Origin of the sequence: Anaerovibrio sp. JC8, assembly GCF_002100115.1 — a bacterium.
Taxonomy (GTDB): Bacteria; Bacillota; Negativicutes; order Selenomonadales; family Selenomonadaceae; genus Anaerovibrio.
Genome location: NZ_ANBM01000007.1, coordinates 30,769 through 51,519, shown reverse-complemented (window position 1 = coordinate 51,519; position 20,751 = coordinate 30,769). Strand labels below are relative to the sequence as shown.

The 20,751-nt window shown below is 47.4% G+C and carries 14 protein-coding genes; 13 read left to right on the top strand and 1 reads right to left on the bottom strand.

Features of this window, described 5'->3' with window-relative positions:
- The first annotated feature begins 19 nt into the window (after window positions 1-19).
- The 5 genes from D081_RS08285 to D081_RS08265 all read left to right on the top strand — a co-directional run bounded on the left by D081_RS08285 (window position 20) and on the right by D081_RS08265 (window position 7,928).
- Window positions 20-2,299, top strand: a complete 2,280-nt coding sequence (locus D081_RS08285) for a SpoIIE family protein phosphatase (RefSeq protein WP_085023727.1) — start codon at window positions 20-22, stop codon at window positions 2,297-2,299.
- A gap of 87 nt (window positions 2,300-2,386) precedes the next feature.
- The gene (locus D081_RS08280; protein ID WP_085023726.1) at window positions 2,387-4,069 is read left to right on the top strand and encodes a phospho-sugar mutase; all 1,683 of its coding nucleotides are present in this window, start codon (window positions 2,387-2,389) and stop codon (window positions 4,067-4,069) included.
- Between the two features lie 109 nt (window positions 4,070-4,178).
- Window positions 4,179-4,769: a gamma carbonic anhydrase family protein gene (locus tag D081_RS08275; RefSeq protein WP_085023725.1), complete on the top strand. Its 591-nt coding sequence runs from the start codon at window positions 4,179-4,181 to the stop codon at window positions 4,767-4,769.
- Between the two features lie 12 nt (window positions 4,770-4,781).
- On the top strand, window positions 4,782-5,693 hold the full coding sequence (locus tag D081_RS08270) for a serine O-acetyltransferase (RefSeq protein WP_198941979.1): 912 nt from the start codon (window positions 4,782-4,784) through the stop codon (window positions 5,691-5,693).
- Window positions 5,694-5,918: 225 nt separating this feature from the next.
- Window positions 5,919-7,928, top strand: coding sequence for a transporter substrate-binding domain-containing protein (locus D081_RS08265; protein ID WP_233127463.1), 2,010 nt, complete (start codon window positions 5,919-5,921; stop codon window positions 7,926-7,928).
- A gap of 66 nt (window positions 7,929-7,994) precedes the next feature.
- Here the strand turns inward: D081_RS08265 and D081_RS08260 are convergent, their stop codons facing one another.
- A complete protein-coding gene (locus D081_RS08260) occupies window positions 7,995-8,837 on the bottom strand; it encodes a hypothetical protein (RefSeq protein ID WP_085023723.1) in 843 nt (280 codons plus the stop codon).
- Window positions 8,838-9,066: 229 nt separating this feature from the next.
- Between D081_RS08260 and D081_RS08255 the strand changes: the two genes are divergently transcribed.
- The 8 genes from D081_RS08255 to D081_RS08220 all read left to right on the top strand — a co-directional run bounded on the left by D081_RS08255 (window position 9,067) and on the right by D081_RS08220 (window position 20,748).
- Window positions 9,067-10,236, top strand: a complete 1,170-nt coding sequence (locus D081_RS08255; RefSeq protein WP_085023722.1) for an efflux RND transporter periplasmic adaptor subunit — start codon at window positions 9,067-9,069, stop codon at window positions 10,234-10,236.
- Complete coding sequence (locus D081_RS08250) at window positions 10,236-11,249, top strand: biotin/lipoyl-binding protein (protein WP_085023721.1); 1,014 nt, start codon at window positions 10,236-10,238, stop codon at window positions 11,247-11,249. The genes D081_RS08255 and D081_RS08250 overlap by 1 nt, the downstream gene beginning before the upstream one ends.
- 4 nt (window positions 11,250-11,253) lie before the next feature.
- On the top strand, window positions 11,254-13,482 hold the full coding sequence (locus tag D081_RS08245) for an NHLP family bacteriocin export ABC transporter peptidase/permease/ATPase subunit (RefSeq protein WP_085023720.1): 2,229 nt from the start codon (window positions 11,254-11,256) through the stop codon (window positions 13,480-13,482).
- Between the two features lie 14 nt (window positions 13,483-13,496).
- Window positions 13,497-16,274 carry an NHLP bacteriocin export ABC transporter permease/ATPase subunit gene (locus tag D081_RS08240; protein WP_085023719.1) on the top strand — a complete coding sequence of 926 codons (2,778 nt, stop codon included), beginning with the start codon at window positions 13,497-13,499 and terminating at the stop codon, window positions 16,272-16,274.
- A 16-nt stretch (window positions 16,275-16,290) separates the two neighbouring features.
- Complete coding sequence (locus D081_RS08235) at window positions 16,291-17,793, top strand: TolC family protein (RefSeq protein WP_085023718.1); 1,503 nt, start codon at window positions 16,291-16,293, stop codon at window positions 17,791-17,793.
- 13 nt (window positions 17,794-17,806) lie between these two features.
- On the top strand, window positions 17,807-18,136 hold the full coding sequence (locus tag D081_RS08230) for an STAS domain-containing protein (protein ID WP_158087608.1): 330 nt from the start codon (window positions 17,807-17,809) through the stop codon (window positions 18,134-18,136).
- Between the two features lie 47 nt (window positions 18,137-18,183).
- Complete coding sequence (locus D081_RS08225) at window positions 18,184-18,732, top strand: RNA polymerase sigma factor (RefSeq protein ID WP_085023716.1); 549 nt, start codon at window positions 18,184-18,186, stop codon at window positions 18,730-18,732.
- Between the two features lie 90 nt (window positions 18,733-18,822).
- Complete coding sequence (locus D081_RS08220) at window positions 18,823-20,748, top strand: cache domain-containing protein (RefSeq protein WP_158087607.1); 1,926 nt, start codon at window positions 18,823-18,825, stop codon at window positions 20,746-20,748.
- Window positions 20,749-20,751 lie beyond the last annotated feature (3 nt).

Here is a 20,751-nt window from a genome sequence, read left to right as displayed (position 1 = left end):
TAGATGGAGTATCATCGATATGAAAGATATCTTTAGCTATTTGTCAGGTGGAAAAGTGAATAGTATTTTGCATAAGATGATACGGATACTCCTTGGCAGTAATCTGGTTATTATTCTGGTTTTGGTTATAATTGCCTTTTATGGCTTGGGCTCGGCTCTTTATCGGGCGGAAGAATTGGTGAACAGACTTGGTGAAGTGTCCTACGAGAACAGCTCGGAGCTTTTGGTTGAGCAAGGGCAGGAGGAGCTGATGTATATTACCAGTGATAATGCCAAAATTATCAGTTTATACATGGAGTCCAATGCCTATGATGTGGAGGCCGTTGCCCGTGAGGCCGGGGAAATTCACCGGCATTCGGAGTTGTATTCTCCATGGAAGGTAGCGGTGCCAAGTGAAGGGGATTTTAAACCACTGAAAATTTATCTTCAGCACGGAGCTGAGGTAAACCCGGACAATTATCGCCATGAAATAGCCTTAATGGGAAATATTGAAGGTCTCCTTGTCCGTCTTTTGGAATGTAATGATATGGTAAAATCCTTTTTCGTTACTTCCAATCATAATTTTACCCTTTCCGTTGATGAACCCGATGAGCTGGAAGGGAACAAGGAAAATATTCCACAGACTGTATACAACGCAGTGGAGGCTGATTGGTATAAGCAGGCGGTAGAAAAGGGAAATACTATCTTTACAGATGTTAGAATGTTTACATTCTCCAATATGCCTGGACTGTTTTGTGCCAGCCCATATTATGATGATGACGGCAACTTGCTTGGTGTGGCTTCCATGGAGATTTCCCTGGAAAATATGCGAATTCTTGTTAGAGATATTAATCTGCCTAATGCCGGATTTTGTTTTGCCTTGGATAAAAAGGGAAGGGTCATTTTATCCTCCCAGAAAGAGGCTTACGCAGTCGGTGCGGAAATGGAGCTGCCGGTAGATTTGAATAAGGATATCCGCACTGCAACAAATCATTTCCTGGCCCAGATAGCCCAGGAAATGACTTTGGGACACAAGGGGATACAGCTGGCAGAAATAGATGGTGATGAATATTTTGTTGCCTACACTCCCATTGAATGTACGGGATGGAGCTTTGCTACGGTCTTTGCCAAGGACGAGGTAATTGCCCCGGTAGAAAAAAATAGGGAAATTATTGAAAAGCTTACTGCTGACAAGATAGAAGATATGGTGAATCATATAGATTTAATCATACTTTTTATGGTCGTTTCTATTATCGTCCTGCTTTGTTTAGTGATTCGTGTCGGCCAAAAATTATCCGGCAGATTTGTTGCATCCATTCAACGGCTGACTGATGGTGTTCGTGATATAACCAAGCATGTTGTAATTGGTACATTGAATGCTTATGGCGACTTACCGGATGGAGATAAAAATAATGCCAATAATATGTTTAAGAAGCGGGTGAAAATAAATTCCGGAGATGAAATTGAGGAACTGGCAAATTGTTTTAATATTATGACTGAGGAACTGGAAGGTTACATGGATACCCTTGTGTCTGAGACAGCAGAAAAGGAGCGTATAGCCACTGAGCTGACTCTGGCCCAGGATATACAGATGGGTGTATTGCCTCATAAGTTTCCACCATTTCCGGAACATAAGGAATTTACTCTTTATGCATCTATGCAGTCAGCCAGGGAGGTTGGAGGCGATTTCTACGATTTCTACATGGTAGATGAAAACCATCTGGCAGTAACTATTGCTGATGTGTCCGGTAAGGGTGTTGGAGCGGCCATGTTTATGGCCATATCAAAAACTATATTAAAGAACTTGCTGCTTACAGGAAAAAATATGACGCTATCCGATATTGCGGCCCATGCCAACAATCAGCTCAAAGAGGATAATACCGCCAGAATGTTTGTAACGGCTTTCATTGGTCTTTTGGACATACGGACAGGTTATTTTGAATATGTAAATTGTGGCCATAATCCATCGCTTATTTACGAAAAGGAGACGGGAGCTTTCCGTTATCTTGATGTGGAATCAAATTTTGTCCTGGCCGGTCGCAAGAACATTACCTACGAAAGTCAGACCCTTATCCTGAAGCCGGGTGACAGTCTGTTCCTGTATACCGATGGCGTTACTGAGGCCATGAATAATAAAGATGAGCTATATGGTGAGGAAAGACTGCTGTCTCAGCTTAATTGCTCTAAAAATGCTGATGAACCTCAATCACTTTTGGAGGAAATTGACAAGTCTGTGGCAACCTTTGTGGGAGATGCAGAACAGTCTGATGATATTACTATGCTGGCACTGACTTATTTCGGCCCAGTTGGGGAAAAATAACTTTTTTCCAGATAAATAAAGGATTTTGAAGGTTTATTATCGAAGTGTAAAGGGTAAGATAATTTTTGAAAACGGAGGGGCTTTTTTATGTATCAGAATGAATATAAGCGTTGGATGTCCTTTGACCTTGAAGACTGCGACCTGTATCCTGAATTAGCAAAGATTGAAGGTAATGACGAGGAAATAAAGGACCGCTTTGCAGTGTCCTTAAAGTTTGGTACTGCTGGCCTGCGTGGTGTGCTGGGAGCCGGTACTAACCGTATGAATATTTACGTTGTTCGGCAGGCCACCCAGGGCCTGGCCAACTGGGTAAAGAAGCAGGGGGGCAGCCAGACTGTTGCTATCAGCTTTGATACCCGCCTAAAGAGTGATGTGTTCTCCAAGACTGCGGCTACTGTACTGGCGGCCAATGGCATCAAGGTCCGCATTTATGATGCAGCCATGCCGGTTCCCGCTTTGTCCTTTGCCACCCGCTATTATAAGTGCAATGCCGGTATTATGGTGACAGCTTCCCATAATCCGTCCAAGTATAACGGCTACAAAGCTTATGGCCCTGATGGCTGTCAGATGACTGATGATGCTGCCGCCATTGTTTATGATGAGATTCAGAAGACCGATGTGCTCACCGGTGCCAAGACCATGTCCTTTGCCCAGGGGGTAGAGGAAGGCCTTATCCGTTTTGTAGGAGATGACTGCAAGAAGGCCTTCTATGAGGCTATCGAGTCCAGACAGGTCCGTCCGGGGCTGGCCAAGACCAGCGGTCTGAAGCTGGTGTACAGCCCGTTGAATGGTTCCGGTCTGGTGCCTGTAACCCAGGTGCTGAAGGATATTGGTATCAATGATATTACCATTGTTCCTGAGCAGGAGTATCCAAACGGCTATTTCACCACCTGCAGCTATCCAAATCCGGAGATTTATGAGGCCCTGGAGGCTGGCCTTAAGCTGGCCAAGGAGTGCGGTGCCGATCTGATGCTGGCTACAGACCCTGATGCAGACCGTGTTGGTATTGCCATGAAGTGTCCTGACGGCTCCTATGAGCTGGTATCCGGCAATGAGATGGGCGTATTGCTGCTGGATTATATCTGTGCCGGCCGCATTGAAAAGGGTACCATGCCAAAGGACCCTGTAGCAGTTATGTCCCTTGTATCCACTCCGTTGGCTGATGCAGTGGCCAAGAATTATGGCGTGGAGCTCCGCAAGGTTTTGACTGGCTTTAAGTGGATTGGCGACCAGATTCTCCATTTGGAGGAGGTAGGCCAGGAGGAGCGGTTTATTTTCGGCTTTGAGGAAAGCTATGGTTATCTGTCCGGTTCCTATGTCCGTGACAAGGATGCTGTTGTTGCTTCCATGCTGATTTGCGAAATGGCGGCTTACTATAGAAGCATTGGCTCCAGCATTAAACAGCGTCTGGAGGAAATTTATGCCAAGTATGGCCGTTACTATAACAAGATTGACAGCTTTGAATTCCCTGGTCTCAGCGGAATGGACAAGATGGCGGGAATTATGCAGGGCCTTCGTGAGAATCCACCAAAGGAATTTGCGGGCTTAAAGGTTACCAAATCCGTGGATTACAAGAAGACAGAGGAGACCGGGCTGCCAGCCGCCAATGTGCTTATCTATACCTTGGAGGACGGCGCTACCATTGTGGTAAGACCTTCCGGCACTGAGCCAAAGATTAAGGCTTACTTTACAACATTGGGTAAGGATTTGGCGGAAGCACAGGCAAAGAAGGAAAAATTGTCTGTTGCCTGCAAACCATTGTTTGAATAATAATTGAAAAAATGCCATAGAACCTGTATAATGAAAGGGATTTTCGTACACGGTTGTTAGATTTGGGCATTTCATATTACTCGGGGAGAATGAATGAGGTGCAAGAAAAATGAAGTATGAGAAGATTCGCGAGCAGGATGCCAAGCATTACATTTATGAATTTGAGGGTAGGTACCCTGTAATCAGTGACAAGGCCTATTCCTTCAGCACAGCCACCCTGGTTGGTGATGTGGAGCTCAAGGAGTATGCCAGTGTTTGGCCAAATTCCACTCTGCGTGGTGATGTTAATAAGGTTGTTGTAGGCCGTTACAGCAACATTCAGGATAATTGCTGTCTCCATGTAGCAGATGATTATGCCTGTATTGTAGGAGATTATGTAACCGTTGGTCACAGCGTAACCCTTCATGCATGTACCATTGAGGATTATTGCCTTATCGGCATGGGCGCAACAGTGCTGGATGGAGCGGTTATCGGCCGTGGTTCCATCGTAGGGGCTGGAGCATTGGTTACCAAGGGCACTATTATTCCACCAAATTCTCTGGTGGTGGGCTGTCCTGCCAAGGTTAAGAAGACTCTGGACGAAAATGGCTTCAAGGCCATTCACGCCCAGGCAGTAAAGTATAAGTCCGAATGGGCTGAGAAATATGGTCTTGGTCCTGATGTAGGCGGCGAGGTTTACGACGGCTCCAAGATAGTTTAAAGGGAGATTTAAATGGCTATAATGGATGAGAAAATTCAGGGGATTACCGAGGATATTTTTGCAGATGTGGTGGAGGCCCATTCTGCCAGTAAGTTGTTTGAGCATTTGCAGATAGACAAGGATTGTATTATCAATATCCTGGATAACCTTGTAGCCATTCTGTTTCCTGTTCATTTTGCCGACCAGAAAACTCCTGGAAGCAATGCTTTAAAGTATGAAATGGGTACTCGGCTCTCCAATGTTGTGGAGGAGCTTACCAAGCAGATAAAAATATCCCTGCAGCAGCATCCTGAGTACATGAATAAAAATGATGATGTCCGCAGTGATCATGCTGAGGCTGTGGTGGGTGTCTTTATCGATTCTCTCCCCAATATCCGTCAGCTTTTGAAGAAGGATATTCAGGCGGGCTACGACGGAGACCCGGCTGCCACCAGCTTTGATGAGATTATTTTTTCATATCCCGGCTTTTATGCCATTATGGTGAACCGAATTGCCCATGTGCTGTATAAAATGGAAATTCCTATGATTCCCCGTATTATGACGGAATATGCCCATGGTCGTACTGGTGTGGACATTCATCCTGGTGCCCAAATTGGGGAGTATTTCTTTATTGACCACGGAACCGGCGTTGTTATTGGAGAAACCACCATTATTGGCAACCATGTTAAGCTTTATCAGGGGGTTACCCTGGGTGGTCTGTCCACCAGAGCTGGCCGGGGACTCATTGGTGTTCAACGTCATCCAACCATTGGGGATAATGTTACCATTTATTCCAATGCTTCTATTTTGGGTGGAGAAACTGTTATTGGTGATGGTTGTATTATCAGCGGTAACTGCTTCATTACCAGCTCTGTACCACCAGGAATGCGGGTAAGCAATGCCAAGGGTGAGCTGCAGATTATACCGGACAGGAAAGAGAAATAAAAATTTCATGAAAGTGCTGTCGTAGTTGGTGTTTGACAATATCATCAAGTGCGGCAGCCTTTTTAAAAATCATTGCAAATTCTGATGAGAGGATGGAGCCCATTGAGAAGGAAAAATGTTTTATGCAATATCTTTCTCTGTTTTTTGGCAGTTATTATTTGCCTTTTTACTCAAATTAATAGTACCTCCAATGCGGCCACCCAGCCTCTGAGGGAGCATAAGGACGTGCGGGTGGGTTATGTTCAGTCCACTAATTTTATGGAGGGTATAGGAGACAAAGCCGTAAAGAGAGGCATGGCCTATGATTATATCCAGAGGGTGTCATACTATGCCAATTGGCACTGTATCTATGTCTATGGAGATTGGAATACTATACTGGACAAGCTGTATAACGGTGAAATAGACTTAATGGCCGGGGTGTCCAAAACGCCGGAACGGATGGAAAAGGTGCTGTTTCCTGATTATCCTATGGGCTCTGAAAGCTATTATATTTACGTCCATGCCAACAATCCATTGGCAAATCAGGGAATGGCAGCACTGGCAGGACACACGGTAAGCGTAAATCATAATACCCTGATGGAGACTATACTGCGGAACTGGAATGATTCGGAAAATCATCATGTCCGCATCAAAACCTTCAGTGGCAACCAGTCGCGGTATAATGACTTTTATGCCGGGAAAACCGATGCCACAGTAGATACGGATAACGCTGTCAAGCCGGAGGATAAGATGATACCCGTGGCCAAAATTGGCCAATCGGAATTTTATTTGGCAGTAAACCGGCAGCGGCCTGATATATTGAAGGAGCTTAATACAGCACTGCGCAAGATTAATTCCACTACGCCTGGTTTTACCAATCAGCTCTCCAATAAGTATTTTTCCGGACTGGCTGTTTTGGCCCAGCTCCAAAATGATGAGCTTGCCTGGCTAAAGTATCACCCGGTTATCTCAGTGGGTTACGTTGATGATTATCTGCCATTATCCGGTACGGGCAACAATGGTCGGCCTACGGGTATCATTGTGGATGTACTGAATGAAATGGTTGAGGAGCTTAAGATACAGGACAAGGTTCAGTTTAAATATGTGGCCTTTGGCAGCTATGAGGCAATGATTCAGGGGCTGAAAAACGGTGCCGTGGATATGGTGTTCCCGGCCAACAATGACGTTGATCAGGCGGAACGGGATGATATATTCCTTACCAGTGAGGTTATCAATGCACCTATGTATCTGGTATATAAGGGTGACTATTCTGACCTGCAGCTTAGGCGTATGTCCGCCAAACGGGGCAATTCCATAGGTGACATCTATATCCGCGCCCATTATCCAAATGTAGAGCTGGTTTATTATGATGATATTTTTGAGGTATTGGATGCCGTTAAGGATGGAACAGTGGACGGCTGTATTTTAAACCAGTTCCGCAAGGATGGTTATCTTAGCCATCCTGATTATTGGGACCTTAACACCTTTATGCTAAAGGAAACCGTAAGCCGGTGTTTTGCCGTAAAATGCGGCAATAATGAGCTTCTGTCAATTCTAAATCGGGGGATAACCAATCTGCCGGAGGATTTTGGCATGAACTGCACATACACCTATACTGAAAAAATTTCTTCCATGACCATAAAGGATTTCTTTTTACAGCACATTTTTATCTTCACAATAGTAGTAGTACTTATCAGTACTGTTTTCAGCGGTCTGGTTGCCTACATCATACTCATTCAGCGCAATAAGAGGAGAATGGCTTTTCTTGCCCATCATGACAGCCTTACAGGCTTGTTGAACCGTCAGAGCTTTGATGAGGTTATTGATACCGGGGGAGCTCTGCCGGCAACGGAAAACCTCGTTGTAATAGCCATGGACCTTAATGGCTTAAAGAATGTCAATGATGCCCTGGGGCATGAAGCGGGAGATGAACTGATTAAGGGAGCAGCTGACTGCATGACCCGGATATTGTCACCTTATGGTACGGTTTACCGGATTGGCGGTGACGAATTTATGTCTGTTCTCTACGCTGAGCCTGATCAATGGCCGGATATTATTCAGCGGCTGAAGGAAGCCTTTAATGGCTGGAAGGGCGAAAAGGTGGACAAGCTGTCCGTTTCCGTTGGCTCGGTGGTGTTCAATGAAGCTGAAAACCTGACCATGAAAAAGATGGTAACCATGGCTGATGAGCGTATGTATCAGGACAAGGCTGAATATTACAGGCACTCCGGTGCTGACAGAAGAAAAAATAGATAATTTGCATACGATTAATCACAATAAAAAGAGCAGTGCGTTTTGCACTGCTCTATATTTTCCCATAATTTACCCTTTAAGGCGTTCAGCTATGCTTCTGGCAGCCAGCTTCATAAGTATGAAAAAGGGGTCTGTATCATTATAAAGAAGCTCCTGGATTTCTGTGGCCACATCATCAAGAATTTTATCTACTGCTGTATAAATCCTGCACCGTTCCTTCTCGTCCACCTTCTGGCAATAAAAGGACAAGCGGCCAGTACAGGTATTCTTGCCTCTTTCAAGCCCAAAGAAAAGCCGCTGTCTGTCAGCATCAAAATTGCCAAAGGCAGCGATTTGTCCAATGGCATCAGCACAGATTTCGTCCAGAGCGTGATTTTTCATACCACTAAGGAGCCTCAGGGTTTCGTAATGTGTGCCTTCATGGGCAAGACGAAGCCCATAGGAATGCTCCAGCCATTCTTCAGAGGACAATCCCAGCTTTTCAGCGGGAACATTGCTGTATGGAGCATGATTCAGGAGTATTATTCGGTGATGAAATATACTTGCTGCCCGGGCCTGAATTGTAAAAGCGTTGACCGACAGGGGCAGCTCCCGGGGGTGGCTGCCACCGTTTACCAGGGCCTCCATGGCACGAAAATCCTCATGGCAGCCTGTGGTTATTACTGGTAATTTTCCCCCTGCGGTCTGGGTGAAGGAAATGCTGAGAGAATCAGCTTTCAGCCATTTAAAGTCAGGAGTCGGAAGGCCCAGACTATTTTTCATGAACTCCAGTACATTGCTTCCGGCTGACTCCTGCCATCGATTAAGGAAAGGCTCGTCCTCCAGTGGCAGTACCGGAATTTTCTTCGGAATGCTATAACAGTGTTCCAGATACTCATCTGCACCTTGCAGTGGCATTTTATATTTATTCATTTCGATTATCCGTCCTTTCTTTATAATTCAATAATTCGTTATAATAAAAATGATTCCTGCTTAAATTGTTCTTAAGGCAAAATAGTAAAGCTGCTTCACCTTATAGAACAAAAATGGCAGGATTTTTTGATTTTTTGCAGAATTTAAATATAAATGGAACAAAAAGAATAATCGTTTTTTACGACAGCTTTTGCATAATTATATTTATTATAGAAGGGGCTTAATCAATATGAAGCGGTATTTTTACATTGGTGTTGCTGTTATCGTTGCCATGGCCTTTGCCATTGTAGCCTACGGAGCATGGCTTAATTACAGTGATGAGAACCAGATTGCAAATCGTATGGACAACAGAAGAGTGCAGCTTATTGGCGCCAAGGCAAAAATACAGGAGCTGCGTCCAACCCTTTCCCTGCCATCCATCCGCTTTTCCAGCCGTAATATGACAGATGCTGTGGCCCTTACGGATGGAAGGATTTTACGTTGGTATGTGGATAAGAACAGTCCCATCAGTAAGGGACAGCCCCTGCTTTCCATGGCCAATGAGCAGATTCCCCTTCGCATTCAGCAGGCCACCAGTGCCGTAAGCCGTGCTGAGGCCATGCTGGCCCAGACCTACAGCTCCTATCAGCGGCAGGGTCGGCTGCTGGCAAAAAATGCCACCTCCCAGGAAAAATATGAGGAGGCCCAGGCGCAATATCTGGCCGCCCAGCAGGCTCTTTTGGAGGCCCAGGCCCAGCGGGATCAGGTTATTGTACAGCAGGGCTGGCTGACAGTGACTGCCCCAATAAGCGGCGAAGTATTGGTAATTTATCAGCGTGAGGGGACCTATGTTCAGGCCGGTACTCCAGTAGCGCTGGTGGGTGATTTTGATAATCTCACCTTTTCCTTGAACTTACAGGATGTTGATTCCCGTCATCTGGAGCTTGGCCAGACCACGGAGCTCACCTTCCCGGAGCGTATTGCTGTGGGCAAGGCCTATGATACGGATTATGGCGCCGGAAATACGGGCTGGAATCAGAAAATCACTGCCACATTAAAGGAAATTGTCCCACCTCTGTCCCAGCCAGCCAATATGCGGCGTTCAGTGTGGGAAGTTGATAATACTACACGTCTGCTGGAGCCAATGACCTATACGGACGTTACCATGAGGACCAATAAGCCATATTACTGTCTTGCAGTGCCTCTGAAGGCCATGATTGATAAATCCCATGACAAGGTATTCGTGGTAGATGACGAGGGTATTTTACAGCTACGAAATGTAGTGACCGGCCCTGATGACGGCAAGCAGATTGAAATTGTCAGCGGCCTTCAGCCAGGTGACGTGGTGGCTGTAGGAAACTTTGAAGGCTTAAGCGATGGCATGAAGGTAGACATTACGCTGGAAGGGGATGAGGGCTGATGAGTGCAGAGGACAAGCACAATGATGGCGAGATGAGTGCCACCGAGCGTTGGCAAAACACCGGAAAAAGCATTTTCAGCAAGGAAGCCCTGGACAAAATGAGGTCCCCTGAAAAGCTGGATACTGTACTGCCAATTACTTCCCCTGTAGGCTGGATGGGCCTGGTGGGGGTTGCCATAATGCTGGTGGCGGTAGTGGTATGGTCCATCTTTGGCTCCTTCACAGTAAAAGCCGATGGCATGGGGCTGATTATGGATTTTTCCGGCGTTACCAAGGTTTCTTCCCTGTCCAACGGAACCATTGACGAAATTTATGTCCATGTTGGGCAAAAGGTGCATAAGGGTGACCTTATTGCCCACTTAAACCAGGCACAGGAGACGGCAGCTACCCGCATGGCCCAGTATGGACCGGAGATGGGATCCAGCAACCGCGATGTGGCCAACAGGGTGCATGAATATGATTCCCGCCGTTATCAAAAGGAAACTGCCGAGTATATTACTGCCTCAAGCGATGGTATTGTAACAGAAATTATGATTCATGAGGGAAGCATCATCGGCAGTGGTACCCCGGTTGTAAATCTGCGGGTGGATGACGGCCGTGAGGACTTAAAGGGCGTTTTGTATATTCCAGTAGCCAAGGGCAAACGGGTGGAGCAGGGCCAGAGCATTCAGCTGGCACCTAACGGGGTGGATGTATCCCAGACCGGCTACCTGCTGGGAACAGTGCGTTCAGTTTCCCAGTATCCTGTTTCTCCACAGACCATGCAGATGACCCTGGGCAATGAGCAGCTGGCTCAGTGGATAGTCAATACTCAGCAGAGTGCTGTTATGGAAGTGAATTTTGATCTGGTAAAGGATCCGGGCTCCCAGTCCGGTTATTTATGGACCAGCTCGGTGGGTGAGCACAAGCCTATATCTGCCGGCAGCTTCTGCACTGGTTCTATAATTATTGAGCGTCGTCCGCCTATTGAGAAGGTGTTCAATAAGTTAAGTCAATGGCTGAGGAACAGGTGAGGATATGATTGAGAAGCTGAAAAATATATTTTTCTCCCAGTTCCGGGTCAAGGTACCTACGGTACTCCAGATGGAGGCCACAGAATGCGGTGCAGCGGCCTTGGGAATGGTGCTGGCCCATTATGGACTGTGGATTCCGCTGGAAAAGCTTCGGGCTGAATGTGGTGTCAACCGTGATGGCTCCAAGGCCAGCTGTGTTGTCCGTGCGGCCCGGAAAAACCACTGTGAGGCCAACGGCTATCGATGGACGGTTAATGATCTGCTGAAGCTGCTGCCACAAAAGCCATTTCCTCTGATTATTCATTGGGAATTCAACCATTTTGTGGTGCTGGAGGGAATCAAGGATGACACTGTCTATCTGAATGATCCGGCCATGGGACGTCGGACAGTGAAGCTGGAGGAATTCCGTACCTCCTATACAGGTGTTTCGCTGCATATAACGCCAGGGCCGGACTTTGTAAAGTCGGGCAAGCGCTACAATGTCTATAAGGACATTTTTAAAAAGCTCAAGGAGGACCGCTGGGCGGCCACCTTTATCTTTGTTTTGGAATTATGTGCCATTATCCCCGGACTGGCGGCACCGGTTATGAGTCAGATCTTTATGGATGATATTCTGACAAAAAAGCATCCTGATTGGATGACCAATTTCTGTATCGCCATGACGGTATCCTTTATTATTTCCGGTATTATTACATGGCTGCGGGCAGTGGTGCTGACCTTCTGGCAGCGAAAGCTGACCCTGGCTGATTCCTCCAGCTACTTTTGGCATCTGCTGAAGCTGCCGATGCAGTTTTTCCATCAGCGGTATGCGGCGGAGGTAGCCAGTCGTGTGGGCTTTAATGAATCCATTGCCGGAGTTCTGTCAGGACCGGCGGCCACGGCGGTATTGGATTTATTTGTTGCTATTTTCTATTTGCTGTTATTGCTTCAATATAATGTTACCCTGACCCTTATCGGAGTAGCCTTTCTTTCCGTTGAGATTATCCTGTTTTTTGCAACACGACGTTATCTTACGGACCTTAATATGCGTATTCAGCAGGATGCGGGCAAGGCCTATGGTGTATCCATGAATGGCCTGCGGATGATTGAAACCATAAAGGCCAATGGTGACGAATCAGATTTCTTCACCAAATGGGCAGGCTATCAGACGAAAGTATTGACGGCCTCTCAGGAAACGGCCATGTGGTCCATGTCTGTAAAAATGCTGCCAGCCCTGTTATCCGGCATTAATGGAGCCCTGATAATGACCATTGGTGGCTTTTCAATTATGGAAGGTGCCATGACAGCAGGTATGTTTATGGCTTTCCAGCACTTAATGGGCAGCTTTACGGCACCTGTAAATGCCCTGGTGGGCCTGGGGTCCACCCTGCAGACCACTGAAATGCAGATGCAGCGTCTGAATGATGTACGTTGCTATGAAATAGACAGGCTGAACTTCCCAACAGAGGAAGATGAAGCACAAAAAGACTTTCCCAATGACCGTCTGTCCGGAGATGTAAGGCTGGAGGACGTAAGCTTTGGCTATAGCCCATTGGAAAAGCCTTTATTGGAGCATTTTAACCTTCATGCCAAGCCTGGCCAATGGATTGCCGTGGTGGGAGCCTCCGGCAGCGGAAAATCCACTCTGGCAAAGATTATTACAGGGTTATATGAGGAATGGAGCGGTACCCTGTCCTTTGACGGTGTGCCAAGACGTCAGCTGCCCCGTCAGGTGGTGGTGGGGTCACTGGCCTCTGTGGACCAGGATATATTCCTTATATCCGGAACTGTGGCAGAAAATATTACCCTGTTTGATAACACTGTACGCAAGTCAGACATTGTGGCAGCAGCCAAGGATGCCTGCATTCACGAGGATATTATAAAGCTGGAGAGGGGCTATGATTTCCAGGTGGCAGAAGGAGGCATGAATTTCTCCGGCGGTCAGCGTCAGCGTCTGGAAATTGCCCGGGCTCTGGCTGTTAATCCATCAATATTGGTGCTGGATGAGGCCACCAGTGCCCTGGACCCTATTACAGAAAAAATCGTTTTGGAAAATATCCGTCATCGTGGCTGCACCTGTATTATCGTAGCTCATCGCCTGTCCACCATTCGGGACTGTGACGAAATTATCGTTTTGTCCCAGGGCAAGGTGGTGGAACGGGGCACCCATCGGGAGATGATGAAGCACGATGGTCCTTACAAGCTTCTCATCGAAGAACGGGAGCAGGAGCATGATGACAGTATGGAGGATTAAAGGAGGTAAGGCCCATGACAACTAAAGAGCATTTATTGGCGGGGCAACGCTTCCTTTTGCAGAATGATGAGGAATTTCTGCAGATTCAGTCAGGCCAGGTGGAGGTTTATGCCGTAACCAATCCGGAGGAAAAAGGGGCTGATGTGCTTTCCTTCCGCCAGTGTTATCTGATGAAGCTAAACGCGGGAGATGCAGTTTTTCCGGCCATGGATGAATTTAAGGACATCTGCATGCAGGTTTATGCCGTGGAGGATACGGAGTTGTCAGTAGCTTCCATGGTAAAGCAGCCATTGGATGAACTGAAGTCTACTATGGAAAAATGGTTTAGTCAGCTGCTCCAAATTTCTTGGCTACGGATCAAGGCAGACAAGGGTGATGACATGCTCCAGCTTTGGCAAAGGGGCAATATGTTTGCCGGCATGGATGATTTTCCGTCAGTTTTGGGAGAATTTCAGGAGCATGAGCAGGTACTGTCCATGTTTTTGGGTATGCGGTTTGGGGCAGAGGACAAGCGTCTGTCACGTCGTATCCGCATGCGGAATAAGGTCAAGAAAATATTGGTAGAAAACGGTATCAGAAGTCTGCTGGGCGAAGAAATGCTATTTACGGGGGACAACGAGGATACCTCTACCAATCGTCATATATCGGAAGCCACCTTTGTAGTACAGCAGGTGGCCAAGGCCCTGTCCATGGCCACAGACAATATAAATATTACTGAAGAAAATGCCAGACTGTTGGATGAAGTGGGGTTACTGCGCCGTCTGATACAGAAGGGCAATATGCAAATGCGTCTGGTGACCCTGCCGGAAGGCTGGTATAAAAAGGACACAGGTGTCATGATAGGCTTTTATACGCCACCAGGTGCCAAGGAAAAGGAACTGGCGGCCATTATTCCTGTCACTCCTGAAAGCTACAAAATTGTTCTGCGCAATCATCCGGAGGGGATTCCCCTTGATGATGAGACAACAAAGCATCTTTCCAACGATGCTTTCCAGTGCTATGCGGGTTTTCCGGCCCGAAGCCTGAAGCTGATGGATCTGGTGAAATTTATGTTCCACCAGTGCTGGAAGGCGGATTATCGCACGATTATAATTTGCAGCTTATTTGCCGGTCTTATTCCTCTGGCAACACCTATAATCACTGAAACCATATTCCAGGATATTATTCCAATATTGGACAGACAGGGGCTGGCTACGGTAACCCAGGCCCTTATGGTCACCAGCTTTACCACGGCGGCCTTGGGAATTGTCCGTTCTATAGCTGTAATGCGTATTTCTACCAAGATAGAGATTACGGCTGAGGCGGCCATGTGGGGACGGCTGCTTTCCCTTCCGCCAAAATTCTTCCGCCGCTTTACGGTGGGAGAGCTGGCCAGCCGCATTGCGGGTATTGGTATCGCCAAGAGTCTGGCCTCCGGAGATTTCGTTGGCTCCATTTTGAGCTTTGTGTTCTCCTTCTGGAGCATTTTCCTCATGTGTTATTACAGCCTGAAGCTTACAGGAGCTGCCGTGGCTGTTTGGATTGTCTATGGTCTGTTTACTGCCCTGGTATTTAGGCGGGTGCTGTTTTTCCAGAGGAAAATTATTGATGCTGGCAATAAATCAGCCGGCACGGTACAGCAGATTTTCGCCGGCCTTCCAAAATTCCGGGTACATGGCGCCGGGGAGCAGGCCTACAATTTATGGACCAGGAGCTTTGGTGAACACTGGAATTGGAGCTTGAGACTGCGGTGGCTGAACAACTATACAGCGATTATTTCAAGCATACAGCCATTTATTCTCACCATGCTTTTATATTGGATTGCCGTATACGGCCTTAATGAGGTGGGCCCTGACGGAAAGACCGTTCAGCAGGGCATTGGCTATGCCCAGTTTATGGCATTTAATGCGGCCTACACCAGCTTTAACGGAGTTATTAGCGGTGTTATTGGCCTTGTCACCCAATACTTTGGCATTCAGCCGCAGCTGGAAAATCTGCGGCCTATCCTGAACGAAGTGCCGGAAAGCAACGAAGAAAAGCAGGATGCCGGGAAGCTGTCCGGGGCCTTTGAGGTCAGCCACCTGTCCTTTGCCTATTCCAACATGGTTCCAGATAGCAAGGGGGGCTATGAGGAAGTGGAAGGACCGGAGGTGCTGTCTGATGTGAGCTTTTCCGTTTCCCCGGGAGAGAATGTGGCCATAGTTGGCAAATCCGGCAGTGGCAAAAGCACCCTTGTGCGGCTATTGCTGGGCTTTGAGGATTTAAAAAAGGGCAGCATAACCTTTGACGGCCAGGAGCTGGCAGATTTGTCACTGCCTTCTGTCCGTTCCCAGATGGGCGTGGTGCTGCAAAATGGCCAGCTGATGACCGGGGATATTTTCAGCAACATTGTGGGGACTAAAATGCTTTCCCAGGATGATGCCTGGCAGGCGGCAGAGGCCGCCGGCATTGCAGAGGATATCGCCGATATGCCTATGGGCATGCAGACGGTTATTGGGGAAGGCAGCAGCAATATTTCCGGTGGTCAGCGTCAGCGTATTCTCATCGCCAGAGCGTTGGCGGGCAAGCCTTCAATATTAATTTTTGACGAGGCTACCAGTGCCTTGGACAACCGTTCCCAGAGTATTGTTACCAAGAGTCTGGAGAAGTTAAAGGTGACCCGTATAATTGTGGCTCATCGGCTATCAACTATCCGTAACTGTGACCGGATAATTGTCATGGACAGCGGAAAAATTGTGGAAACAGGTTCCTTTGATGAACTGATAGCCAAAAACGGCCTCTTTGCCGAGCTGGTTAAACGGCAAGTGGCGTAAAGGGATGTGAGGGGTAATGATAATAAAGAAGAAAAAAATATCAGGAGCCAAGGCATTGGCAGTACTGTTGTCTACAGCACTGCTGATGTCCGGGGGAATAGCCCAGGCAGAGAATATGCCGCTTTCCCTGGCGGACAGTATAGATATGGCCCTGGATACCAGTGATGCCATCGAAGCCTCAGAGGCTGGACGAAGAGCGGCCAAATGGACATTGTCTGCTGCCCGGCACTCCACGGGGCCAGTGGTCAGCTGGAATTCCCAGGCCTATAAAATCGGGGGCCGTTCCTATGAAAACGCCAATGATGCCCATGATATGTATGGGGATCCCCATAAAGAAACCAAGCTGTCAGTTGTGGGCTACACATTATTTTCAGATGAACCTGTAATATCCGAACAGGCGGTAACGGTAGGTGCCTATCCTTATCATAATACCTTTGCCAACAGCTGGAACATGACAGTACCGCTTTATACCGGTGGCAAGCTGGAGGGGCAGATAAGATCCAGCCGCTATGGGTTAAATCGTGCCGACCTGACTCTGGAACGGTCCCGACAGACTGTGCGTTTTCAGGCAGCGGAGGCCTATGCCAATCTGTTACATAGACTGAATCTAAAACGGATAGCCCAACAGGCAGTGGACATGGCCAATACCCAGCTGAAGCTAATTAATGACCAATTTAGTGAAGGGGCCGTAGCCAAGGCAGATGTGCTGATGATGGAGGTACGGTTGGCCAACTACAGGCAGAATCTGGTCAACAGTGAGGCGCTGATGGAGGTTGCAGAATCAACCCTGGCCAATGTGGTGGGACTGGAGCAGGATACAAAAATCCAGCCTGTGGATGTATTTTCCTATGAGCCATACGACAAGGATCTGGCGGCGTGTGAGGAATATGCCATGGCCCATCGTCCTGATGGCCTGGCCGCTGAATATGTTATCAAGGCTGCGGAGGCCCAGACAGATACGGCCAAGGCGGATTACAGGCCCAGGGTTAACGGAATAGTAGGTCATAGCCGGGCTTCCAATCACCCCTTTGGCATTGAGCGTAACCATACATGGGAAGCCGGAGTCGGCGTATCCTGGAATATTTTTGATAATGGCATAACAGAAGCCGGGGTGCAGAAGTCAAAGGCTTTGGAAGATCAATATCGGGCCGAAGCCAGGAACCTCTGGAAAAATATACGGCTGGAAACCCGCAGTGCCTATATCGAAATGAAAGCAGCCGAGGCCAATATCAACACTACTGCCGCAGCAGTAAAGCAGGCGGAGGAAAGCTACAATATAGCCAAGGTACGTTATGAAGAGGGTGTTGATATACTGCTGAGCGTTACAGATGCCCAGGAAAAGCTCACCCAGGCCCAGTCTAATTATTCTACTGCCCTGTATCAATACAATTTGTATCGGGCGAACCTGGAAAAAGCCATAGGTGTTCCAGTGGAGCTTGATCCAAGCATATATGTGGAGGCAGAGCAGCAGGGGGCTTCAGCTGATGAAGCCACAAGGACGGCACAGCTGGCCCAGTAAAGGAGTAAAAAATATGGAAAAATTACAAATTAGTACAAATGAAATGAATGGCTGGCATATTCTTTCCCTGTCCGGCAGTTTGGATCGGATGACATCGGAAGAAACCGGAAAACGGGGAGAAGAATTACAGCAGGACATTGAAAAAATAGCCATGGACCTGTCCGGGCTTGAATATATATCCAGTGCAGGAATCCGCGTATTGCTGAAGCTGGCCAAAAAAGCCAAGGCTGACGGCAAAAAATATGCTATTTGCGGGGCCACTGGATTTGTCAAGGAAGTACTGGAGGATGCCAATATGGATGTATTGGTGGATATGTTTGATTCCACCGACCAACTTTCATAAGGGCTGACGGATGTAGTTGTAACCGTTATTTTTGAAGGAGCAAGATTATGATTTCCAGCACTGAATATTGGAGTCAGAAGGCACGGCAGGCCATTACTGATGAAGAGGCTTTTACGGAATTATATGAATATTATTTTCCACGGGTTTATCAATATCTTCTGGGAAAAACCAAGGACAGCTCCCTGGCTGATGAATTTGTCAGTAAAACCTTTCTAAATATGTATCAGCATTTGCGGGATTACGATCCGGACCGGGGAGCCTTTTCCACCTGGCTGTTTCGTATTGCCCAAAATGTGGTGAACAAATACTATGGCAGCAAGGCGTATACTGCCCATACCGCCTGGGATGAGGACTTTGACCCGGCGGACCCGCAGCAGGCTACCCCGGAGCAGCAATATGTTGACAAGGAGCAGGATGAGGAATTGAAGGCTGCCATTATGCAGCTGCCGGAGCGGGATCAGAAGATTTTGGAAATGACGTACTGGCTGAACATGAAATCCAACGAAATCGGAGAGGCACTGGGGATGGCCCCCAGCTCTGTGCGGGTTGCCTTAAAGCAGGCCCGGGAGCGTTTGAAGGTGCTTTTGGAAAAGTAACCAATACGTTGAGCAAGGATGCCAAATAACATAATTGTTGAATTTTGATTTTGGTGCAGCGGAACAGCTTTAAGAATGGGGGCAGGGGATATGAAATTAAATATTCAGCAAAAGGCCCTGCTCTTAATTGGTCTGGCTGGTCTGTTGACCTGTATTTTCTGGGGTGGTGTACTGTTTTGGGGACTGGACAGGGTTGACAAAGAGCTGGACAGCCGTTCCACATATCTGGTGGGGACAGTCACCGATGAAGCGGAAAATTTCGCTACAGATGAGGTCCGCAAACGGTTGGAGGGCATTATTCGCCTGAAGGCTTATCGCATTAATTCCGTTATGGGTGAGCTGGAGGGAGATGTGCTTACTCTGTCTGAGAACATGACCAAGCTTTCCCAAAGCAAGGATAGCGCTCCTTATGCTTTACAGGACAGAAATCATGATCCCCGTTATTCGACAATTCATTCCAATGAAATTTATTATCTGCCTGGCCCCAATGGGGATAGGCTGTCTCCTTTGGCGCAAAAAGCCCTGAGTCTGGAGCCAAGTCTGGTTCACTTAATGGAAAGCTATGATATGACGCCAATTTTTTTGTTCGTTGGTTCCAAGGACGGCTGGAGCCTGCGAATGGATAAGCTGGCTAGTGATACGGAGCAAATTAAGCTGCCATCGGAGGCCACAACAGCCCAGTATGATGCGAGGGACAGGGTATGGTATAAGTTGGGTGAGAAGGCCAAAGCAACAGATTATCCGGTTTATACACCACTGTATGGCAGCCTTGGGGATGAGGCCATGGTGGGATGTGTCATGCCCTATCAGGATGCAGAGGGCTTCGCCGGAGTAGTTGGAATGGCAGTAGAGCCCCTTACCCTTTACCGAAAATTTGCCGACCAGGTGCTGGATGACAGCAATATCAGCTTTGTGCTGAATCAACAGGGCCAGATAATCTTTTCCTCAATCAGTGAGGGGACCTTGGAGCCAAACCGCCCGGACATAGACCTTCGCCAAACCCAAAATGAAGGCCTGGCTGTGGCAGCTACCGCCATGGCGGCAGGAGAAAGCGGCTCCAGTCATATTGAGTTAGATGGCAAGGAATATTATCTTGTATATGCTCCCATCAGTGAACAGGGTTGGAGCCTTGGAGAGCTGGTGAAGCTGGAGGAAATTCAGGAGCCCACCCGTAATATTGGTCTTGTAGTAGGACGGGATATGGGGGAAATAAAGGAAACCATAATGCCCATGCTTCCTCAAATACGCAGCATGATGGCCGGTTCCCTCGGGTTGCTTTTAGTAGTGCTGATTATTGTAAGCTGGCGTTGGGCTGCAAAATTCGCCCAGCCTGTAAAAGCCTTGTCCAATAGCGTAGGACAGGTTGCCAAGGGTAATTTTGATGAGAAAATAAATATTCATACCGAGGATGAAATAGAGGAATTGGCCGACAGCTTCAATTCCATGACGGATGAGCTTAAGGATTATATTGAAAAATTAACGGCGGTAACGGCGGAAAAAGCTAAAATAGCTGCCGGGCTGGATGTGGCTGCTGCCATTCAGCAGGGAATGCTGCCACAGGAATTTCCACAAAATGAGCATTTTTCCATATGTGCTTCCATGGAACCTTCCAAGGAAATGACTGGTGACTTTTACGATTTTTATTATATTGATGAACATCATCTGGTATTGACCATAGCCGAGGTATCTGACACGGGTATACCGGCAGCCATCTTTATGGTAGTAGCCAAAACCCTGTTAAAGAATGCCATCATCTCAAAAGGCATAGATAAACTGACTGTGGCCGTGGGGCAGACCAATGACCATTTGGCGGAGTGCAATGAGGATGGCTTGTTTATTACGGCTTTTATTGGGGTGCTGGATGTCAGAAATGGTGAGCTTACTTATGTAAAACAACGACTGGGTGTCAGCCAGGGGGTAACCTTCAGTCAGCAGACTGTCATGCTGTCCCCGGGTGATTTGATATATTTGCATACGCAAAATATGACCACCATGTCTATACGTTGGTATGAATAAAGG

What these genes read in the sequence shown, in the direction of transcription:
- D081_RS08285 (WP_085023727.1), top strand. Translation starts at nt 20, where the DNA reads ATGAAAGATATCTTTAGCTATTTGTCAGGTGGAAAAGTGAATAGTATT.
- D081_RS08280 (WP_085023726.1), top strand. Translation starts at nt 2,387, where the DNA reads ATGTATCAGAATGAATATAAGCGTTGGATGTCCTTTGACCTTGAAGAC.
- D081_RS08275 (WP_085023725.1), top strand. Translation starts at nt 4,179, where the DNA reads ATGAAGTATGAGAAGATTCGCGAGCAGGATGCCAAGCATTACATTTAT.
- D081_RS08270 (WP_198941979.1), top strand. Translation starts at nt 4,782, where the DNA reads ATGGCTATAATGGATGAGAAAATTCAGGGGATTACCGAGGATATTTTT.
- D081_RS08260 (WP_085023723.1), bottom strand. Translation starts at nt 8,837, where the DNA reads ATGAATAAATATAAAATGCCACTGCAAGGTGCAGATGAGTATCTGGAA.
- D081_RS08255 (WP_085023722.1), top strand. Translation starts at nt 9,067, where the DNA reads ATGAAGCGGTATTTTTACATTGGTGTTGCTGTTATCGTTGCCATGGCC.
- D081_RS08250 (WP_085023721.1), top strand. Translation starts at nt 10,236, where the DNA reads ATGAGTGCAGAGGACAAGCACAATGATGGCGAGATGAGTGCCACCGAG.
- D081_RS08245 (WP_085023720.1), top strand. Translation starts at nt 11,254, where the DNA reads ATGATTGAGAAGCTGAAAAATATATTTTTCTCCCAGTTCCGGGTCAAG.
- D081_RS08240 (WP_085023719.1), top strand. Translation starts at nt 13,497, where the DNA reads ATGACAACTAAAGAGCATTTATTGGCGGGGCAACGCTTCCTTTTGCAG.
- D081_RS08235 (WP_085023718.1), top strand. Translation starts at nt 16,291, where the DNA reads ATGATAATAAAGAAGAAAAAAATATCAGGAGCCAAGGCATTGGCAGTA.
- D081_RS08230 (WP_158087608.1), top strand. Translation starts at nt 17,807, where the DNA reads ATGGAAAAATTACAAATTAGTACAAATGAAATGAATGGCTGGCATATT.
- D081_RS08225 (WP_085023716.1), top strand. Translation starts at nt 18,184, where the DNA reads ATGATTTCCAGCACTGAATATTGGAGTCAGAAGGCACGGCAGGCCATT.
- D081_RS08220 (WP_158087607.1), top strand. Translation starts at nt 18,823, where the DNA reads ATGAAATTAAATATTCAGCAAAAGGCCCTGCTCTTAATTGGTCTGGCT.